The following is an 18666-nucleotide window of genomic DNA, read 5'->3' as shown; positions in this document are numbered from 1 at the left end:
CGCCCGGCTCCAACCACTACAAAGGAGGACAATCGTATGCACTATACCTTTGCCCAGTATCAGGAGAGCGCAGACTACATCCGCTCCAAGATCGGTGACTTTATCCCCAAGGCAGCCATGGTGCTGGGCTCCGGCCTGGGCTTCATGGGCGACGTGGTGAAGGAGCCCATTGTGGTGCCCTATAAGGAGATTCCCCACTTCAAGGCCTCCACCGCTCCCGGCCATAAGGGCCAGCTGGTGTTCGGCTATCTGGAGGACAAGCCTGTGGCCGTGATGCAGGGCCGTATGCACCACTACGAGGGCTACTCCTATGAGGAGGTGTCCTACGCCGTGCGTGTGCTTCGCCTGCTGGGCGCCGACACCCTCATCGTCACCAACGCCGCCGGCTGCGTCCGCACCGACTGGAAGGCCGGCGACCTGATGCTCATCACCGACCACATCAAGATGTTCTCCGAGTCCCCCCTCCGGGGCGAGAACCTGCCCGAGTTCGGCGTCCGCTTCCCCGACGCCTCCTCCCTGTACACCCCCGCCCTGCGGGATCTGGCCCGTCAGGCCGCTGCCGAGCTGGGCATCGAGCTGCGTGAGGGCGTCTACTTCTACTGCTACGGTCCCCAGTACGAGACTCCCGCCGAGGTGCGGGCGGCCCGTATCCTGGGCGGCGACGCGGTGGGTATGTCCACTGCCCCCGAGGTCATCGTGGCCGGCCACTGCGGCATGCAGGTGCTGGGCTTCACCCTGCTGAGCAACATGGCCGCCGGCATCCTGGATCAGCCCCTCAGCGAGCAGGAGGTGCTGGACGCCGCCGAGGCCTGCAAGGACAAATTCTCCCGGCTGGTGCTCTCCTGCCTGAAGAAGCTGTAAGGATAACCGCTCCATGGGAGACGGCGCCGGTTCCGGCGTCCGTCTCCGCGGTTTTTTCCCCACTGAATTCTGAGATAAGGGGGTTTTCCCATGTCTGTTTTGTTTGAAAACGCCACCGCCGTGCTGATGGATGAGAAAAACACGGTGCTGGAAGGAGCCTTTGTTGCTGTGGAGGAGGACAAGATCTCCTATGTGGGCGCTGAGCGCCCACAGGGGACCTTTGAGGAGGTTATTGACGCCGCCGGCAAGGTGCTCATGCCCGGTCTGGTCAACGCCCACACCCATGTGCCCATGACCCTCATGCGGGGGTACGGCGACGGCAACAATCTCCAGGACTGGCTGAACAAATTTATCTTCCCGGTGGAGGACAAGTGGGACGGCCGGGCCATCCGCTCCGCCGCCGCCCTGGGCCTGGCCGAGATGATCATGTCGGGCACCACCTGCCTGGCCGACATGTATATGTTCTGCGACGAGATCTGCCAGGAGGTGGCCGCCGCCGGCATCAACGCCAACATCGCCCGGGGCGTCACCGCCTTTGACCCCGCCGCCGACTTCTCCACCTGGACCTCCTGCGTGGAGACCCGGGAGCTGGTGGACAAATGGCATGGGTATAACAACGGCCAGATCCGCGTTGACGCCTGCCTCCACGGGGAGTACACCTCCTTCGCCGCCCCCCGGATTTGGGACGGGGTGGCCCAGTACGCCAGAGATAAAGGCCTGGGCATGCACATCCATATCTCCGAGACCAAAACCGAGCATGAGGAGTGCCTGAGCCGCTGGGGCATGACCCCGGTTCAGGTGATGGAGAAGCACGGCCTGTGGGATGTGCGGGCCATCGCCGCCCACTGCGTATGGACCACGCCGGACGACTGGGCTATCATGGCCGAGCACGGCGTGTCCGCCGTCCACAACCCCTGCTCCAACCTGAAGCTGGGCAGCGGCGTAGCCCCTGTCATTGGCATGCGGAAGGCCGGGGTCAACGTGGCCCTGGGCACTGACGGCGTGTCCTCCAACAACACCACCGACCTCTTTGAGGACATGAAGATCGCCGCCATGCTTCAGAACGGGGTGGAGCACAATCCTCTGGCTCTGCTGCCCTCCGACGCTCTGCGGATGGCTACCGTCAACGGCGCAAAGGCCCTGGGCCGGAACACCGGCCGTATTGCCGTGGGCTGCGATGCCGACCTCATCCTGGTGGACTTCAGCCACATTAACCTGATGCCCCGGCACGACGTGATTTCCAACCTGGTCTACGCCGCCCACGGCTGCGACGTGTCCATGAATATGTGCCGGGGCAAGGTCATATACAAGGATGGGGCCTTCCTCACCATTGACATCGACCGGGTCAAGCGGGAGGTTGAGGCGTATGCCCTGCCCCTGCTCTTCGGCTGAGCCGCCCGCCAACCAACACAGCCGCCCGGCGGCTGTCCCGTGAAAGGAATGTAGCCCTTGTCAAACGCAGAAAAGAAAAGCACCTTCTTCGGCGGCGCAGCCATTCTGGCTGTCAGCGCCATTTTGGTGAAGGTCATCGGCGCCATTTACCGCATCCCCCTGGGGAACATTCTCTCCGACGAGGTGATGGCCGACTACAACAGCGCCTACAACATCTATAACTTCTTCCTCACCATCTCCACCGCCGGCCTGCCCGTGGCCCTGTCCAAGACCATTTCCGAGGCCAACGCCCTGGGCCGCCACAACCAGGTCCAGCGCACCTTCCGGGTGGCTTTTGTTACCTTCCTTGTCCTGGGCCTGGTCAGCTTCTTCTGCATGACCGTGCTGGCCGCGCCTATGGCCCAGATCGTCATCAGCAACCCCAAGGCGGTGTACTGCGTCATGGCGCTGGCCCCGTCGGTGCTGTGCGTGTGCGTCATGTCCGCCTTCCGCGGATACTTCCAGGGCCACTTCAACATGATGCCCACCGGCATCTCCCAGGTCATCGAGGCCTTCTTCAAGCTGGTGGTGGGCCTGGCCCTGGCCCTCTTCCTGGTCAACGTGGTCCAGAAGCCCGAGCTGGGCAGCGTAGGCGCCATCATCGGCGTGTCCTGCGGCAGCGTGGTGGCCCTGTTGTATATCCTATTTCTGTTCTTCCGGGACCGGGGACGCCGCCGCACCCATGCCACCGACACCCCCGAGCGCTCCGGCCGCATTCTGGCCAATCTGCTGCGGCTGGCCATCCCCATCACCCTGGGCTCCGCCGCCACCTCTCTGGTCACCCTCGTTGACACCAAGCTGGTCATGAGCCAGCTCACCAACATCTTTGAGAATGTGGACGGCCTGCTTCTGAATGCCGACGGCACCGGCCCCGCCCTGGACGCCGCCCGCAATCTCTACGGCATCTACTCCAAGACCATGTCCATCTACAATCTGCCTTTCTCCATGATGGTTCCCCTCACCGCCTGCATCATCCCCGCCGTCTCCGCCAGCCTGGCCCGGCGGGACCACCTGGGGGCCCAGAAGGTCAGCGAGTCCGCCCTGCGCATCGGCCTGCTGCTGGCCCTGCCCATGGGCATGGGCCTGTTCGCCCTGGGCGGCCCCATCATGGGCCTGCTTTTCCCCGCCATTGACGTGGAGGTGGCCGGTCCCCTGCTGTCCGTACTGGGCCTGGCCTCCATCTTTGTGGCCCTCCAGCTGCTGTGCAACTCCATCCTCCAGGCTAACGGCATGGTCAACCTGCCCATCCTGGCGGTCATCATAGGCGGCGTGGTAAAGGTGATTGTCAACTTCATCCTGGTGGGCAATCCGGACATCCGCATCAACGGCGCCCCGGTGGGCACCCTGTGCTGCTTCATTGTCATCAGCGCCCTGGAGATTTTCATCATCCGCCGCTCCATCCCTGCGCCTCCCAGCTTCCTGCGGGCCTTCCTCAAGCCCTTTGTGCCCTCGGCCATTATGGCCGCCGCCGCCTGGGCCACCTACGGCCTGCTCACCAACTTCCTCCACTTTGGCAACGCCCTGGCTACCATCGGCGGCATCGGCGTGGGCGTGGTGGTTTACCTGGTGCTGGTGCTGGCTCTGCGGGTCATCTCCCGGGAGGACCTGGAGCTCATGCCCAAAGGCGACAAAATTGCCAGGATTCTGCACATTAAATAATCAATAGCCCGGCAGCCGCCCCGGCCAGCGCCCCGGAGCGGCTGCCAGTCCTATGAAAATAACGTTTTTTTCCCTATCCGGCGTGTAAAAAAGGCAAAAAGCGCTTGCAGGAGTGTACAAAGTATGGTAGATTTTCAGTACAAGGATTCCTATGATGTGAACGATTTGGTGGAAATTGTGCGGATTCTCCGCTCGCCCGGCGGCTGCCCCTGGGACGCCGAACAGACCCACGAGAGCATCCGGCGGGATTTCCTTGAGGAGGCCTATGAGGCCGTGGAGGCCATTGACGAGGGCAGCGCCGAGCACCTGAAGGAGGAGCTGGGCGATGTGCTCCTCCAGGTGGCCCTCCATGCCCGGATAGAGGAGGAACAGGGCTCCTTTGATCTGAACGGCGTGGCTGACGGGGTGTGCAAAAAGCTCATCTACCGCCACCCCCATGTGTTCGGCGACGTGGCCGTCTCCGGCACCGGTGAGGTCCTCACCAACTGGGAGGCCCTCAAGCGGAAGGAGAAGCACCAGGCCACCCACACCGACGCCCTCAACGCCGTGGCCCGCTCTCTGCCTGCCCTGTGGCGGGCCGAGAAGGTCCAGAAAAAAGCAAAGAAAGCCGGCTTCGACTGGCCGGACGTGTCCGGCGCAGTGGACAAGCTGTCCGAAGAGCTCACTGAGTTCAAGGCCGCCGTGGCTGAGAACAGCAACGTGGAGGAGGAGCTGGGCGATCTGCTCTTCTCCGCCGTCAATGCCGCCCGCTTTGTGAAAGTAGATCCGGAGGCCGCGCTTCAGAAGGCCACGGAGAAGTTCATCTCCCGGTTCCGCCGGGTGGAGGAGCTGGCCGGCGGCCGCCCCATGGAGGACATGGATTTGGCGGAATTGGACAAGCTATGGGAGCAGGCCAAGCACGAGGCTTAACAGCGGATACGCTTTAAGTGATAACTGCGGCGGAGAACCGCTGCCAAAATGTAGGAGGAATTTTTACCATGAATAAAGCCGAACTCATCAACGCCGCCGCTGAAAAGGCTGGCCTCTCCAAGAAAGACACCGAGAACGCCCTCAACGCCGCTTTGGATGTGATCTCCGCCGCTCTGGCCGAGAACGACAAGATCCAGCTGGTGGGCTTCGGCTCTTTTGAGGTGAAGAGCCGCGCCGCCCGCATCGGCCGCAACCCCAAGACCAAGGAGAGCATTGAGATTCCCGCCTCCAAGGTGCCTGTGTTCAAGCCCGGCAAGGCCCTGAAGGACGCCGTGGCCCAGTAAATTCATCCCACATGGAGCGGCTCCGGATGCCCGGAGCCGCTCTTTTTCAGAGAGGAGTTTTCCCATGCGACTTGATAAATGGCTTAAAGTCTCCCGCCTCATCAAACGCCGCACCGTGGCCAACGAGGCCTGCGACAACGCCCGTGTCACCGCCAACGGCCGCCCGGTCAAGGCCTCCTACGACGTGAAGGAGGGGGACGTGCTGGAGATCTGCTTCGGCGAGAAGGCCGTACGGGTGGAGGTTCTGGCCGTGTCCGAGGCTGTAAAGAAGAACGATGCCCCCGCCATGTACCGGGAGCTGGCATAAAAACGGAAAAGAGCCGTGTGCGCAGTACCGCGCACACGGCTCTTTTTATGCCCTGATTTATTCGATGGCTCCAAAGTCCTCGAAGGGCAGCACCACAAAGATCGCCCGGCCGATGACATACCGCTCGTCGATGACCCCCAGCCGCACGTCCCGGCTGTCGTTGGAGTGGTTGCGGTTGTCGCCCATGACAAAGATGCAGCCCTCGGGCACCGTCACCGATGTGATGCTCATGTTGGGGTCGCCGGGCTGGCGCATGGGCTCGCCCAGGTAGCTGTCGTCTACCTTCTCTCCGTCCACATAGACGCAGGAGGCGTTGTAGTCGATCTCCACGGTCTGGCCCTCAGTGGCGATGACCCGCTTCACGATGGGGCCGTCGGCAATCTCGGAGGGCTTGGTGAGCACCACCACGTCCCCCTGCCTGGGGGTATAGCCCAGCTCCTGGATGATCATCATGTCCTTGTCGTACAGGGTGGGCTCCATGGAATGGCCGGACACATAGATGAACCGGCCCACAAAAGTAAAGATGAGGATGATGCACACCAGGGCCATGACCAGGGCCTGGAGCCAGTCATACAGCGCCTGGGGCAGGGCAGGGCCCTGCTCCTCCTCTGTCTCAGGTTGCTTTTCTTCCGCCATTGGTTATGCCTCCTAATGGATTGTTTGCAGATGCCCCAGAGGGAACAGCACCGCCCGGGCCTCTCCCAGCACACAGCGCAGATCCACTGTGCCCAGGTTGGGATGCCGGCTGTCTGAGGAGTGGTTCCGATTGTCCCCCATGACGAAAATCTCGCCCTCGGGCACCGTCACTGTCTCCACGGGCGAGGAGGAAAAGGCGGGCTGAACCATGGCCTCCGCCACATAGGGCTCCTCCAGCCGCTCCCCATCCACGCTGACGCTGTTTTCTATATAGTTGATGACAACGGTCTGGCCTCCGGTGGCGATGACCCGTTTCACAATGGGTTCGTCGAGAAATGCCTCCTGGGTCAGCACCACAATGTCCCCCTGCTCCACGCTGGCCGCGCCGCTGCGCAGCAGCAGCATGTCCCCGTTGTGCAGGGTGGGCTCCATGGAGCTGCCCGACACGGTGACCACCCGCCCCACATAGACGAAGCACAGCACCACCGCCACAGAAATAAGCACAAAGGCCTGAAGCCAGAGGTACAGGTCCCCCTTCCAGGCGGCCTTTCCCTTCAGCTGCTCGATTTCGGGTCTCAGCTCACGCTTTCCCCGGGCCATGTCCTCATCTCCTATCCCGCAGATGATATATTATACCGCGCCCCGCCCCATATTGCAAGAAACAGCCTGCCGAAACGTAATTCCGGCAGGCTGTTGTCCGGGGTTCTCACTGTCCCCCGGAGAGGGTGAGCACCTTCACGTCTCCCGCATCCTTGAGGCACTCTGCCTCCCGGCCGTGGCAGGTGAAGAGGAGAATCTGCCGCTCCTCTGCCAGCTCCCGCAGCACATCCAGGGCCATGGCCATGCGGCTGTCGTCAAAGGCGTCCAGAGCGTCGTCCAGCACCAGGGGCGCCGGGTCCTCCTTGGGCAGGGCCAGGCGGCACACCGCCAGCCGCACCGCCAGATAGACCTGCTCCGCCGTGCCCTGGGACAGCAGCAGGGTCCGCCGGGGCAGAGGGCTGTCCGCCTCCTCGGCGGAGGCCTCCAGCTCCCGGGTCAGGGTCACCCGGCTGTATTTTCCGCCGGTGAGCCGGGAGAGCAGCTCCCCCGCCCGGGCGTTGAGGGCCGGGGAGAACCGGGACCGGAGCTGGCTGTTGGCCTCCTCCAGCCCCTCCAGGGCCAGGGTGAGAGCGGCGTACTCCTCCCGGCGGCGGGACAGCTCCTCGGTCAGTTCCTCCCGCCTGGACTGGAACAGCACCGGGTCGCCCAGGGTGTTCATCTCCCCCTGGGCCATGGCCTGGAGGCTGCGCAGCCGGCTCATCTCCCCCTCGGCGGAGGAGAGGGCGGCGGCAGCCTCCTGCGGATCAAAGTGCTCGGGCAGGGCCCCGTCCGGGTCTCCTTCCATCTCAATGGCCTGGGGCTTTGGCAGGCTGGCGGAGAGCTTCTCCGCCCCGGCCAGCCGCACCCGGGCGGTGGACAGCCGCTCCTCCAGGTTCAATGCCCGGGAGATGGCGGCGGACACGCCGAAAAAGTCCCGCACGCCCGGCTCAAAGGTGTGGACCAGGTCCATCAGTGCCCCGGTGAGCTCGTCCCGCTGGGCAATCAGCCGGCGGCGGGCCTCCGCCACCGCCTCAGCGTTCCGGCGGGCCTCCTGAGCGGCCACCCACTTCTCCCGGAAGGCGTTGGCCCGGGCGATGATGTCGTCGGGATACTCGGCGGAGTAGCGGCCCAGCAGCTCCTCCGCCTCTGCGGTCAGCCTGCCCGCCCTGCCCCGGCTCAGCGCCAGGGAGACCGCCGCGCCGATGACCAGCACCGCAGCGCCTGCAATGGGCAGGATATACCCGGCCTGGGGCAGCAGGAACCAGCCGGCGGCGGCGATTGCCGCCCCTGCCGCCACGGACGCCGCGGCGCCCGCCCACCCGGCCCGCACCGCGCGGGCGGCCTGGGCCCGGCACTCGGTGACCCGGGCGCTGTGGCCCGAGGCCTGCTGCCAGGCCTGGTCGGCAGTCATGTCCGGGAAGAGGGCGTCCGCTGTCTCCGCCTGGGCCGTCCGGGCCCTCTCCTCCGCCTCCTGCACCTGGCCCTCAGCCAGTTTCAGGTTGGCGTTTATGGTCTTGAGATAGGCCAGGTCCTCCTGGGCCTGGCGCAGGGTCTCCCGGTCTGGAGGCGCGCCGTGGCGGTTCTGGTCCGCCTCCAGGGCGGCCACCTCGTTTCTGGCCTTCTCCAGCTCGGCGGCGGCCTCCTCCCACATGCGCCGCCGCTCCCGGTTCTCCCGGCTCTGCCAGGTGGCAATGGCGGTCTTCAGGCTGTCCCGCCAGCGGGTCAGCTCCTCCAGGTCCCGGCGGGCCTCCTCCGCCTGGCGGGCAGCCTGGTCCTGCCGGGCCAGGGTGTCGTCCAGCACGGCCAGCTCGTTCTCCAGCCGGGGAATCTGGCCGCTCTTGTTGTACTTTCTCCGCCTGAGCCATTCCTTCAAAGTATCCTCCACCTGGGAGTAGGACACGTCCTCCTCCCCCGAGGACACCAGGGCGGCGATGCGCCGCTCCAGCTCGGCGTCGGCGGAGATAGCCGCGCCCCCCTGGCCCACAAAAGCGGACTTCTCAAACACGGACCGGGACACGCCCAGGATGGTCTCCCCGCAGTTGGCGGCGGTGAGGCCGGGGACGGGCTCTCCGGTGTCGCTGTACACGGCGGAGAAGGCGCCGAAGGGTGTGGTGCCCCTGGGGCCCCGCCGGATGGTGATCTGTCTCCCCTGCCACTCCAGCTCCAGAGCGCCCTCCATGGCGCTGCCCGACCAGGGCTGGTAGCGGTTCTTCTCGGCAATATAGTCCTGCCGGTCCCGCTCCCGGGTGGGAATGCCGTAGAGCATGGAGCGCAGGAAGGCGCACCAGGTGGACTTTCCGCTCTCGTTGGGGGCTACAATCAGGTTCAGGCCGGGTCCGGGCTCCAGCACGGCGTGATTCAGGCGGCCGAAGGTGGCCGTCATCTTGATGATTCTCATGGGCAGCAGTCCTCCCCGTTCTCCAGCGCCGCCAGACCGAAGCGGACGGCTTTTTCCACCAGGGCCCTGTCCTCGCCGGTCTCCGCCTGGGCCAGTCTGGCCTGCATCTGCCGCAAAAACAGCCCGGTGAGGGTGTCCTCCTCCGCCCGGCTCCACAGGTCCCGGCGGACCCGAGTCCGGTCCCGGAGGGTGACGCTGTAAAAATAGGGCTGGGCCACCGCCTCCAGCGCCTCCAGGTCCAGACCCTCCACGCCGCTCTCTCCGGTGAGGATGATGCGGCAGATGTCGTTCTCCCCGTCTCTGGGCAGGGCAGCGGCCAGGGTCTCCGCCGGATTTTCCCCGCCGGACAGGTCCACGGTGAGGATTTCATAGCGCCGGCGGCACAGGGGCACGAATTTGGCGGAGACCTCCCCCTTCTCCACTTCCACCACCAGCACGCCCTTGTCCCCCAGCTCGTCAAAGCCACGGCCCTCGGGGCAGCCGGGGTAGGCCCACCAGGTGTTTCCCTCCTTCCGGAGGCCGGAGCAGGCGTGGATATGGCCCAGGGCCAGGTAGTCCAGGCCGCTGGCGGCAATGTCCGCCCGGTCGATGGAGCCGTACCGCCCTCTGCCGTCCACGTCGCCGTGGAGGACCATCAGATGGACTCTGCCGTCCTCCGGGGCGGAAAAGCCCTTCAGAGGAGACCGGTCGCAGGAGGGGGCGATGAAGGCTGCGCCGTGGACGGCGCAGTTCAGTCCGGGCAGCTCCACTGTCTCCAGGGTGGAGCGGGAAAAGATATGTACGTTTTCCGGCCAGGCCCCGGCGCTCCAGGGAGAGCGGGCGGACCAGAAGTCGTGGTTGCCCGGGGCGATGAACACAGGGGCCTTCATCTCCCCCAGGGCCCGGGCCAGGGCCTGGACGGTCTCATAGCGGGCCTGATCGCTGTCCAGCAGGTCGCCGGATAGCAGCACCAGATCGGCCCGCTCCGCCTCGGCCAGCTCGGCCAGACGGGTGAGGAGCTGCCGCTGCTCCTCCCGCCGCTCCGCCGCCCGCTCGGGGGGCAGGGCGGCAAAGGGCGCGTTCAGATGAAAATCAGCGGCATGGATCAGCTTCAGCATGGTTCTTTCCTCCGGTTTTTTCTTCCGGTCAGTCCCGGATGTCCACCCGCTCCACGGACACGCACCGCTTGGTCTCCGTGTCGATGGAGAAGAGCACGCTCTCCAGCTTGCACGCTCCCCCGGCCGATTCGTACCGCTGGGGCAGGCCGCCCAGGAAACGGTTGATGGACTGCTCGGGCTTGATGCCCAGCACGGAGCGGATGGGCCCTGTCATGCCCAGGTCGGTGACAAAGCCAGCGCCCTTGGGCAGAATCTGGGCGTCGGCGGTGGGCACGTGGGTGTGGGTGCCCCACACCGCCTGAACCCGGCCGTCCAGATAGTAGCCCATGGCCCCCTTCTCGCTGGTGGCCTCGGCGTGGAAGTCCACCACTGCGATGTCTGCGCCGCCCTCCTTCAGGATGCGGTCGGCCACGGTGAATGGGTTGTCGAAATTGGAGTCCATCTCGCACCGGCCGATGAGGTTCATCACCCCGATGCGGATGCCCCGGGGCCCCTCAAACACCCCCCAGCCCCGGCCGGGCACCCGGCTGGTGTAGTTGGCGGGGCGGAGAATGTACTGGTTCTCGTCCAGGAAGGGGGCGATCTGGATGCGGTTCCAGGTGTGATTGCCCAGGGTGATGACGTCGGCTCCGGCATCGAAGATGTCCTGTGCCTGCCGGGGCAGGATACCCACGCCGGAGGCGTTCTCCCCGTTGACCACAGTGAAGTGGACGCCGTGGAGCCGCTTGACCTGGCGCAGGTGCTTGGAGAGATAGTTCAGGCCGTCGTCCGAGGTGACGTCCCCTACGGCCAGCAGATTGAGTATCATGGCTGTTCCTCCTGCCGGATGACCAGCTCGTCATAGCCGGTCTCCGGGTCAAATTCTGTGTCAAAGCGGACATCGGGCAGCTCCAGCACCACAATCTCCGCCGTTGTGTTGACAATGCACCCCGCCATCAGGTGGCCCCCCAGGGTGGTGAGGTCCTCCCGGGACAGGGAGATGTGCAGGTGGGTCCGCTTCTCTGACAGGGTACCCATCAGGGAGACGATCTCCAGGGGCTCGTCCAGAGTGCGCACCGTGACGCCCGAGGCGTCCCGCACCCGGGCCCGGCTGACGCAGCCCACCCCGGACACCACAGCAGCCGCCGGGACATGGTGCTCCCGGGCGAATTCCTCCAGCTTTTCCAGCAGGTCCTCTCCCCGCCGGAGCCGGAAGCAGTGGGTTTTCATAGACATGCCTCCCTTCCGTCCGCCTCTCCCACAGGGAGAGGTGAGACTTATATTATATGCGATTTTTCCTGCCAGAGCAATGCGCTTTCTCCTACGGCGGCGTTTTTCATTTGCCAGCAGCAGGCAAATAGGGTAGAATAGGGGGCGGACGCCGGGCCCCGGGCCCCGCTTCTTAAACAGTTCTTAAACCTTTCCGTTCTTGCGGCTTAAAGTTTCCGTGCTAGGATAATTTCAGACATGAGGTGAACAAGTTGTACAACATTCTCATCTGTGACGACGACAGGGACATTGTCTCCGCCCTGGACATCTATCTCACCAGCGAGGGGTACAAAACCTATAAGGCCTATGACGGCCTGGAGGCGCTGAAAATGGTGGACCAGTACGACATCCAGCTGGTGCTGCTGGATGTGATGATGCCCGGACTGGACGGCATCCGCACCACCGCCAAGCTGCGGGAGAGCAAGAACATCCCCATCATCCTGCTCACCGCCAAGAGCGAGGACTCGGACAAGATTCTGGGCCTGAACATCGGCGCCGACGACTATATCACCAAGCCCTTCAACCCCATTGAGGTCATCGCCCGGGTGAAGAGCCAGCTGCGGCGGTACACCACCCTGGGCGGCCGGGAGAAGACCGAGGACAACGTGATCCGCAACGGCGGCATCGCCATGGACGACGGCGCCAAGTCGGTGACTGTGGACGGGGAGAGCGTGTCCCTCACCCCCATCGAATACAACATTCTCAAGCTGCTGCTCAGGAGCCCGGGCCGGGTGTACTCCACCAGCCAGATCTACGAGCAGGTGTGGAACGACCCCTCCCTGGGCTCGGAGAACACGGTGGCGGTGCACATCCGCCACCTGCGGGAGAAAATCGAGATTGACCCGGCCAACCCCCGGTATATCAAGGTGGTGTGGGGCCTGGGCTATAAGATGGAGAAGCTGTAAATCCCCGCTTCTCCGGCAAATCAACTGACAGGAGCTGATTTCTGTGAGAAGCTTCAATTTCAATCCGGTGTCCCGGGCGGGGGTCTTTCTCCTGACCATGGCGGTGCTGGCGGCGGCCTTTCTCTCCAGCCTGCTCACCGCTGTCAACTGGGACGACCTGTGGACCGGCGGCGACTACTACAACAGCAACACCGCACGGGAGGACATGTACTCCGACCTGAGTCAGGTGGAACAGCTGGTGGATCTCCTGCTGCGGGAGCGCTGGAGCGGAGACCTGTCCTACCTGGAGGAGCAGCAGCTCAGCGGCCTTCAGGATCGGCTTTCCCCTGAAAACACCAACTTCCGCTACCAGGTCCACGACCAGTCCGGGGCCCTGCTGGCCTCCAATCTGAACGGGGCATCCCTGGTGGACACCACCGGCGCTCAGATAACCAACGCCGCCACCATTACCTACGGCAACGACCTGGCCTATGACGACTACACCTATTACGATGAGAATCTGGATCGGTATATCCGCATGGTGCGCACGGAGGAGGGCTTTGTCGCCTGCGACCCGGCGGACAGCGTGGAACATTTCAACGCCTACGGTTACTACTCTAACGGCGAGAGTTTTGACGTCTATGACGAAAGCTTTGACACCCGCATCAAGCGGGAGGAGGTGGTCATTCAGGCGGGTATTACCAACCCGATGGTTATCCCGGACCGCTACTCCAGCAACCGCTTGACCTATGCCGACCTCCAGAGCCGCCTGCCCTATGTGGCCTTGGCCGCCCTGGTCTTCTGCCTGCTGAGCCTGGCGGGTATCCGCAGCCTGCTGCTGGACTGCTGCCGCCGCCGGGAGGACGGCTCCGTGCCCCTCACCTGGCAGGAGCGCATCCCCTACGACGTCTACCTGCTGGCGGACTTTTTCCTGGCCGCCGCCCTGCTCTCCGCAGGGGACCAGGTGTCCTATGTGTACAACCAGGGCAACACCCGCCTCTTTGTGCTGGTGGGCCTGGCCGTGTTCGCCATGGGCGGCGCAGCCCTCACCCTGGGCCTGCTGATGACCACCGCCATCCGCCTGAAAAACCACAACCTACTGCAGTCCATGCTCCTGTGGCGGATGCTCAGGGCCATGGTCCACGGCCTTTCCCGGATGGTCCACGGCTGGAGCATGAGCCGCCGCACTGTAACCCTCTTTTTGCTCTACCTGCTGGGCAGCGTGCTCACCGGTCTGACCGTGGTGCTCATCCCGGTCTACCAGGGCTTTGTGCTCTGGTGCCTGTGCCGGTGGAACCGCCAGTGGAAGGCCATCCGGGCGGGCACGGCGGAGATTGTGGGCGGTAACCCGGAGACCAAAATCGACACCACCGGCATGTACCGGGACCTGCGGGAGCATGCCGAGCAGCTCAACGACCTGGGCGCGGCGGTGAGCGCGGCGGTGGACCAGCGGATGCAGTCCGAGCGGTTCAAGGCCGAGCTCATCACCAACGTGTCCCACGACCTGAAAACTCCCCTCACCTCCATTATCAACTATGTGGACCTGCTGAAAAAGGAGCCGCTGGACAACCCCAAGGCGGTGGAGTACCTGGAGGTGCTGGACCGGAAGAGCCAGCGGCTGAAAAAGCTGACCGAGGACCTGGTGGAGGCCAGCAAGGCCTCCACGGGCAGTCTGCCCGTCACGCTGGAGCGGCTGGGCATCGTCCAGTTCGTGGGCCAGGCGCTGGGGGAGTACGAAGAACGGTTCCAGGCCTGTCATCTGACGGCGGTGCCCACCCTGCCCGCCGACGAGCTGTTCATCTGGGCCGACGGCCGCCACCTGTGGCGGGTTATCGACAACCTGTTCTCCAACTGCTGCAAGTACGCCCTGGAGGGCACCCGCATCTATCTGGACGTGACGCGCTGGGAGGGCATGGTCACCCTGTCCGTGAAGAACATCTCCCGCCAGCAGCTCAACATCCCCCCGGATCGGCTGATGGAGCGTTTCGTCCGGGGCGAGGAGTCCCGCACCACCGAGGGCTCCGGCCTGGGCCTGTCCATCGCCCGCAGCCTGACCGAGCTTCAGGGCGGCGCCTTCCGGCTGGACATTGACGGAGACCTGTTCAAGGCCTCTGTCTCCCTCCCCGAGGCAGCGGCTCTGCCCGAGCCCATCCCCGAGCTGCCCGCAGAGCCGGAAAGCGGCTCCGCCCCCCTGGATCACAGCGCATAAACCTTCGCCGGCACGGGACAATATCTCGTGCCGGAAATTTTTTTGCTTTTTTGTGCGATTCCCCTTTTCAACTGTGCGGTCCTATGATATGATTCTATTAACAAGAATAATTCTTATTATGAGGTGATTCCATGTACGACGTCATCATCATCGGCGGCGGCCCTGCGGGCCTGACCGCCGCCATCTACGCCAAGCGGGCCGGATATTCCACGCTGCTGCTGGAGGGGGGTACCCCCGGCGGTCAGGCGGCCACCACGCCGGACATTGAGAACTGGCCGGGCAGCAAGCAGGTTTCCGGGCCGGATTTTGCCATGAACCTTTACGAACAGGCCCAGGCTCTTGGCACTGACATCCGCTTTGAGCAGGCGGCCTCCCTGGCCGACCGGGGGACATACAAGACCGTGACCACCGGCGGCAGCGCCTATGATGGCCGGACAGTCATCATCGCCAACGGCGTGCGCCGCCGGAAGCTGGAGGTGCCCGGCGAGGAGCGGCTGGCGGGCCGGGGCGTCAGCTACTGCGCCACCTGCGACGGCAACTTCTTCCGGGGCAGGGACACGGCGGTGGTGGGCGGCGGCAATACCGCCCTGGAGGACGCTCTGTTCCTGGCCAATATCTGTCCCAATGTGTACCTGGTCCACCGGCGGGATACCTTCAGGGCGGAGCGGCATCTCATCGACGCCCTGGCCTCCGCGCCCAACATCCACGTGCTCCTCTCCCACAGGGTGGTGGAGATCCAGGGGGAGCAGGCCGTCACCTCCCTGCTGGTGGAGGGCCCGGAGGGAAGGCGCTCCCTGCCCGTAGCGGGGGTATTCGCCGCCGTGGGTTTAGTCCCGGACAACCAGGTTTTCTCTCCGCCCCTGGAGCTGGACCAGGAGGGTTATATTATCGCCGGAGAGGACGCCCGCACCAACGTGCCCGGCGTCTTTGCCGCCGGAGACACCCGGGTGAAGGACCTGCGCCAGCTGGTTACCGCGGCGGCCGACGGGGCCTCCGCCGCCACCCAGGCCGGGCGCTACCTCCAGGCCGGACAATAAGCGGCGCGCCGCCTGTTCCGGCGGCGGACCCGCCGTTTAAAATATGGACCCCACCGCCGTCAGGCTTCCGGCCAAATCGGCCCGGTAGCCGGCCCGGCCGGGAGAGAGGCTGTTGATGACAACGCCGTCATCCCCCGCCCGGGCGGTGGCGTGGATATACCGTCCGTCCCCCAGGTACATGGCCACATGGCCGGGGAAGAAGAGCAGATCTCCCGGCCCCATCTTCTCCCCGGGGATAGGCCGGACGGGGTAGCCCTCTTTGATGGCCGCGTCCCGCCAGATAATCACTCCGCAGAGCAGATAGGCCATGGAGCACAGCCCGGAGCAGTCGATGCCCATGGGTGTCTTGCCCCCCCAGCGGTAGTGGGTTCCCCGGTAGGCCAGAGCAGCCTCCACCAGGGCGGCGCGCATACGATTCTCATCCCCATAGGCAGGCGCAGTGTGGAGCTGTCCCAGAAAGCTGCTGCGGAGATATCCCTCCTGTCCGCCGGGGAGCAGCACCCGCTGCCAGCCGTCTTTTGCCTCCCCCTCCGGGGCCGCCAGATCTCCCCGGACCAGAGCGGCCACCGGCCAGGCTGCCGCGTCGGGAGCGGACAGCACATCGCAGGCGCTCCGAAGCACCACCTTCTTCTCCCGGCGTACCCAGCGCTCCGCCGTCTCCTCGCCGAAGAGGAGGCAGCTCTCCGGGGCATAGCCGGTGTAGCCGTAGTGGGTACGCACCAGCCGCCAGCCGGCGCCCGTATCCTCCAGCACCTCCACCACCATGCCCCCCAGTGCCTCGTCCGCCCGCCCGCACTGGAGCGCAGGCCCGCTCATCAGCGGACAGATGGATGCCGTTACCACTGCACGCATGCTTCATTCTCCTCTCTTTCCCGGACCGCCGTCCGGTAACTGCCGTTCTGCCTATCAATACGAGGGTAGCACAGATTCCATTCCCTGTAAAGCTGTCCAGTCCTTCCTAAAAAGATTGAAAATTTTCCCTTTTATTATCCTGTGTCACTTGGCAGAGAAAGAAAAATATGGTATGCTTCTGAAAAGTCCGTTTTATCGTACACTTTTTGCGTTACGATGGTATGGAAAGGGGGGATGCGCCATGGCGAGAGGCGCGAATCAAAAGCTCAAGCTGCCGCTGCTGGAACGGGCTCTGTTCCGTGAGACCGACGAGGACCACCCCATGACCGTCCAGCAGCTGATCAGCTCCCTGGAGGCCCACCAGGTAGGCGCAGAGCGGAAAAGCATCTATGACGACATGGACGCCCTGCGGGAGCTGGGCCTGGACGTGCAGAGCAGAAAGGGCAAATCGCCGGGCTGGTTCATTGGCAGCCGGCTGTTTGAACTGGCCGAGCTGAAGCTGCTGGTGGATGCGGTGCAGTCCTGCAAATTCATCACCCGGCGCAAGTCGGATGCGCTGATTCACAAGCTGGAGACCCTGACCAGCCGCCACCAGGCCCGCTCGCTTCAGCGGCAGGTCTATGTGTCCGGACGGGTGAAGGCCATGAACGAGAGCGTGTATTACAACATTGACAAGCTCCACAGCGCCATAGCCACCGGTAAGTCGGTGACCTTCCGGTACTTTGAATACAATGTGCGGAAGGAGAAGGTGTTCCGCCGGGAGGGGCGGCGCTACCAGGTGAGCCCCTATGGACTCATCTGGGACAACGAGAACTACTATCTGGCCGGATACGACCACCTGCATCAGGAGATGCGGCACTACCGGGTGGACAAGATGGCCGAACTGGCAGTGACCTGTCTCCCCCGGCTCGGAGACGAGAGCTGCCGGGACTTTGACCTGTCCACCTATGCCCAGAAGCACTTCGGCATGTTCAGCGGCCGGGAGGCCCAGGTGACCCTCCGGTGCCGGAACCAGCTGGTTGGAGTGGTGCTGGACCGGTTTGGGCAGGACGTAATCCTGGTGCCCGATGGGGACGACTGCTTCACGGTCACTGTCCGCGCAGTGGTGAGTCCTCAGTTTCTGGGCTGGCTCTTTGGCCTGGGCGCCGGCGCCGAGCTGGTGGGGCCCGACTGGGCGGTGGAGGCCTTTCGCGCACAGCTGCACAGCGCGGAGGGCGCCCTGTCTCCTCCGGCGGAGGCCAGCGGCCTGTAAGATAGACGTTTTCTCTTTCCCTGTCCTGTCCCCGACGACTTCTCAAGGAAAGGATGACATCTCCATGGCAGCACGGATTTTGATTGTGGATGATGAAGAAAAGCTGCGGGCCGCTGTGGCGAAGCACGCCCGCCACGCGGGCTATGAGATTGCCGAGTGTGCCGACGGACACGCCGCGGTAGCGCGCTGCCGGGAGGGCGGCGTGGATCTGGTGATTCTGGATATCATGCTCCCCGGCCTGGACGGCTATGAGGTGCTCCGGGCCATCCGCACCTTCTCCGATATACCGGTGATCATGCTCTCTGTCCACGGCGAGGAGCAGGACAAAGTCCGGGGCTTCAAACTGGGCGTGGACGATTTCATGGTCAAGCCCTTCTCACACCGGGAGCTGATGTGCCGGGTTGCCGCCATTCTCAGGCGACGGCCCGCTCAGGCCCTCTCTCCCACCCTGGGCGCCGGCGGCCTGGTGGTGGACCCGGCGGCCCGGCGGGTTTCGGTGGACGGGCGGCCGGTGGGACTCTCCCCCAAGGAGTTCGACCTGCTCCTTCAGCTGGTCTCCCACCCCGGCGCCGCCATGCCCCGCCAGCTTCTGCTGGAGACGGTATGGGGCGCCGACCGCCCCAGAGGAGAGCGCACCCTGGACACCCATATCAAGCAGGTCCGCCGGGCCATCGGCCCCTATGCCGGCTGTATCGTCACCCTCCGGGGCGTTGGATACCGCTTCGATGCCGTCCCGTCCCAGTTCCTCTGAGCCGGATCGGCCAAGCCGCTCCCATCAGCCTGCTGGAAAATTTCCGGCAGGCTGATTTCATACCCGCCTTCCGCAGCGCGAGAGCAGGTCCGCGGCTCATGTCCCGCTGTCTCCGGCAGACATCCAAAACATTTCCTTCTGTTTTTATAAAACGTTAAAAATTTCTTACTGGATTTCCACTGCTTTGCCCTTTAGAATATACATTATCAGAC

The 18666-nt window shown here is 64.2% G+C and carries 18 protein-coding genes; 11 read left to right on the top strand and 7 right to left on the bottom strand.

The window, feature by feature from the left end:
- Positions 1 to 36: 36 nt before the first annotated feature.
- The 6 genes from Q0K06_RS07135 (at position 37) to Q0K06_RS07110 (ending at position 5511) form a co-directional block, all read left to right on the top strand.
- A complete protein-coding gene (locus Q0K06_RS07135; RefSeq protein ID WP_294550494.1) occupies positions 37 to 861 on the top strand; it encodes a purine-nucleoside phosphorylase in 825 nt (274 codons plus the stop codon).
- Positions 862 to 951: 90 nt separating this feature from the next.
- Positions 952 to 2253, top strand: a complete 1302-nt coding sequence (locus Q0K06_RS07130; protein WP_294550492.1) for an amidohydrolase — start codon at positions 952 to 954, stop codon at positions 2251 to 2253.
- Between the two features lie 57 nt (positions 2254 to 2310).
- Positions 2311 to 3951: a polysaccharide biosynthesis protein gene (locus Q0K06_RS07125; protein WP_294550490.1), complete on the top strand. Its 1641-nt coding sequence runs from the start codon at positions 2311 to 2313 to the stop codon at positions 3949 to 3951.
- A gap of 123 nt (positions 3952 to 4074) precedes the next feature.
- Positions 4075 to 4860, top strand: a complete 786-nt coding sequence (gene mazG / locus Q0K06_RS07120; RefSeq protein ID WP_294550488.1) for a nucleoside triphosphate pyrophosphohydrolase — start codon at positions 4075 to 4077, stop codon at positions 4858 to 4860.
- Between the two features lie 68 nt (positions 4861 to 4928).
- Positions 4929 to 5204 carry an HU family DNA-binding protein gene (locus tag Q0K06_RS07115; RefSeq protein ID WP_294550483.1) on the top strand — a complete coding sequence of 92 codons (276 nt, stop codon included), beginning with the start codon at positions 4929 to 4931 and terminating at the stop codon, positions 5202 to 5204.
- 64 nt (positions 5205 to 5268) lie between these two features.
- Positions 5269 to 5511 (top strand): RNA-binding S4 domain-containing protein, encoded by a 243-nt coding sequence (locus Q0K06_RS07110; protein WP_294550480.1) that lies wholly within the window; start codon positions 5269 to 5271, stop codon positions 5509 to 5511.
- Between the two features lie 57 nt (positions 5512 to 5568).
- Here Q0K06_RS07110 and lepB (Q0K06_RS07105) read toward each other — a convergent pair whose 3' ends face one another.
- The 6 genes from lepB (Q0K06_RS07105) to Q0K06_RS07080 form a co-directional block, all read right to left on the bottom strand.
- Complete coding sequence (lepB, locus tag Q0K06_RS07105; RefSeq protein ID WP_294550477.1) at positions 5569 to 6147, bottom strand: signal peptidase I; 579 nt, start codon at positions 6145 to 6147, stop codon at positions 5569 to 5571.
- Between the two features lie 12 nt (positions 6148 to 6159).
- A complete protein-coding gene (gene lepB / locus Q0K06_RS07100) occupies positions 6160 to 6747 on the bottom strand; it encodes a signal peptidase I (protein ID WP_294550474.1) in 588 nt (195 codons plus the stop codon).
- Positions 6748 to 6853: 106 nt separating this feature from the next.
- Complete coding sequence (locus Q0K06_RS07095) at positions 6854 to 9124, bottom strand: AAA family ATPase (RefSeq protein ID WP_294550471.1); 2271 nt, start codon at positions 9122 to 9124, stop codon at positions 6854 to 6856.
- On the bottom strand, positions 9121 to 10221 hold the full coding sequence (locus tag Q0K06_RS07090; protein ID WP_294550469.1) for a DNA repair exonuclease: 1101 nt from the start codon (positions 10219 to 10221) through the stop codon (positions 9121 to 9123). Before Q0K06_RS07090 ends, Q0K06_RS07095 begins: the two co-directional genes overlap by 4 nt.
- A 28-nt stretch (positions 10222 to 10249) precedes the next feature.
- Positions 10250 to 11029, bottom strand: a complete 780-nt coding sequence (locus Q0K06_RS07085) for a TIGR00282 family metallophosphoesterase (protein ID WP_294550467.1) — start codon at positions 11027 to 11029, stop codon at positions 10250 to 10252.
- Positions 11026 to 11430: a PPC domain-containing DNA-binding protein gene (locus Q0K06_RS07080; protein WP_294550465.1), complete on the bottom strand. Its 405-nt coding sequence runs from the start codon at positions 11428 to 11430 to the stop codon at positions 11026 to 11028. Before Q0K06_RS07080 ends, Q0K06_RS07085 begins: the two co-directional genes overlap by 4 nt.
- A gap of 251 nt (positions 11431 to 11681) precedes the next feature.
- Here Q0K06_RS07080 and Q0K06_RS07075 point away from each other — a divergent pair, with 251 nt between their 5' ends.
- From Q0K06_RS07075 to trxB, 3 genes are all read left to right on the top strand, one after another.
- Complete coding sequence (locus Q0K06_RS07075; RefSeq protein ID WP_294550463.1) at positions 11682 to 12374, top strand: response regulator transcription factor; 693 nt, start codon at positions 11682 to 11684, stop codon at positions 12372 to 12374.
- Positions 12375 to 12417: 43 nt separating this feature from the next.
- Positions 12418 to 14562: a HAMP domain-containing sensor histidine kinase gene (locus Q0K06_RS07070; protein ID WP_294550460.1), complete on the top strand. Its 2145-nt coding sequence runs from the start codon at positions 12418 to 12420 to the stop codon at positions 14560 to 14562.
- Between the two features lie 131 nt (positions 14563 to 14693).
- Positions 14694 to 15599 carry a thioredoxin-disulfide reductase gene (gene trxB / locus Q0K06_RS07065; RefSeq protein ID WP_294550457.1) on the top strand — a complete coding sequence of 302 codons (906 nt, stop codon included), beginning with the start codon at positions 14694 to 14696 and terminating at the stop codon, positions 15597 to 15599.
- Positions 15600 to 15635: 36 nt separating this feature from the next.
- On the opposite strand, the gene Q0K06_RS07060 is transcribed toward trxB, so the two are convergent.
- On the bottom strand, positions 15636 to 16451 hold the full coding sequence (locus Q0K06_RS07060; protein WP_294550455.1) for an SH3 domain-containing C40 family peptidase: 816 nt from the start codon (positions 16449 to 16451) through the stop codon (positions 15636 to 15638).
- Between the two features lie 241 nt (positions 16452 to 16692).
- Here Q0K06_RS07060 and Q0K06_RS07055 point away from each other — a divergent pair, with 241 nt between their 5' ends.
- Together Q0K06_RS07055 and Q0K06_RS07050 are read left to right on the top strand one after the other, a co-directional pair.
- Positions 16693 to 17703 carry a WYL domain-containing protein gene (locus Q0K06_RS07055; protein ID WP_294550453.1) on the top strand — a complete coding sequence of 337 codons (1011 nt, stop codon included), beginning with the start codon at positions 16693 to 16695 and terminating at the stop codon, positions 17701 to 17703.
- A gap of 64 nt (positions 17704 to 17767) precedes the next feature.
- Positions 17768 to 18454 (top strand): response regulator transcription factor, encoded by a 687-nt coding sequence (locus tag Q0K06_RS07050; protein ID WP_294550451.1) that lies wholly within the window; start codon positions 17768 to 17770, stop codon positions 18452 to 18454.
- Positions 18455 to 18666 lie beyond the last annotated feature (212 nt).

The sequence above is a fragment of the uncultured Pseudoflavonifractor sp. genome (assembly GCF_944387805.1).
Classification (GTDB): domain Bacteria; phylum Bacillota; class Clostridia; order Oscillospirales; family Oscillospiraceae; genus Pseudoflavonifractor.
Note: the sequence above shows the minus strand (reverse complement) of the source record. Positions and strands in the feature narration are given on the sequence as shown.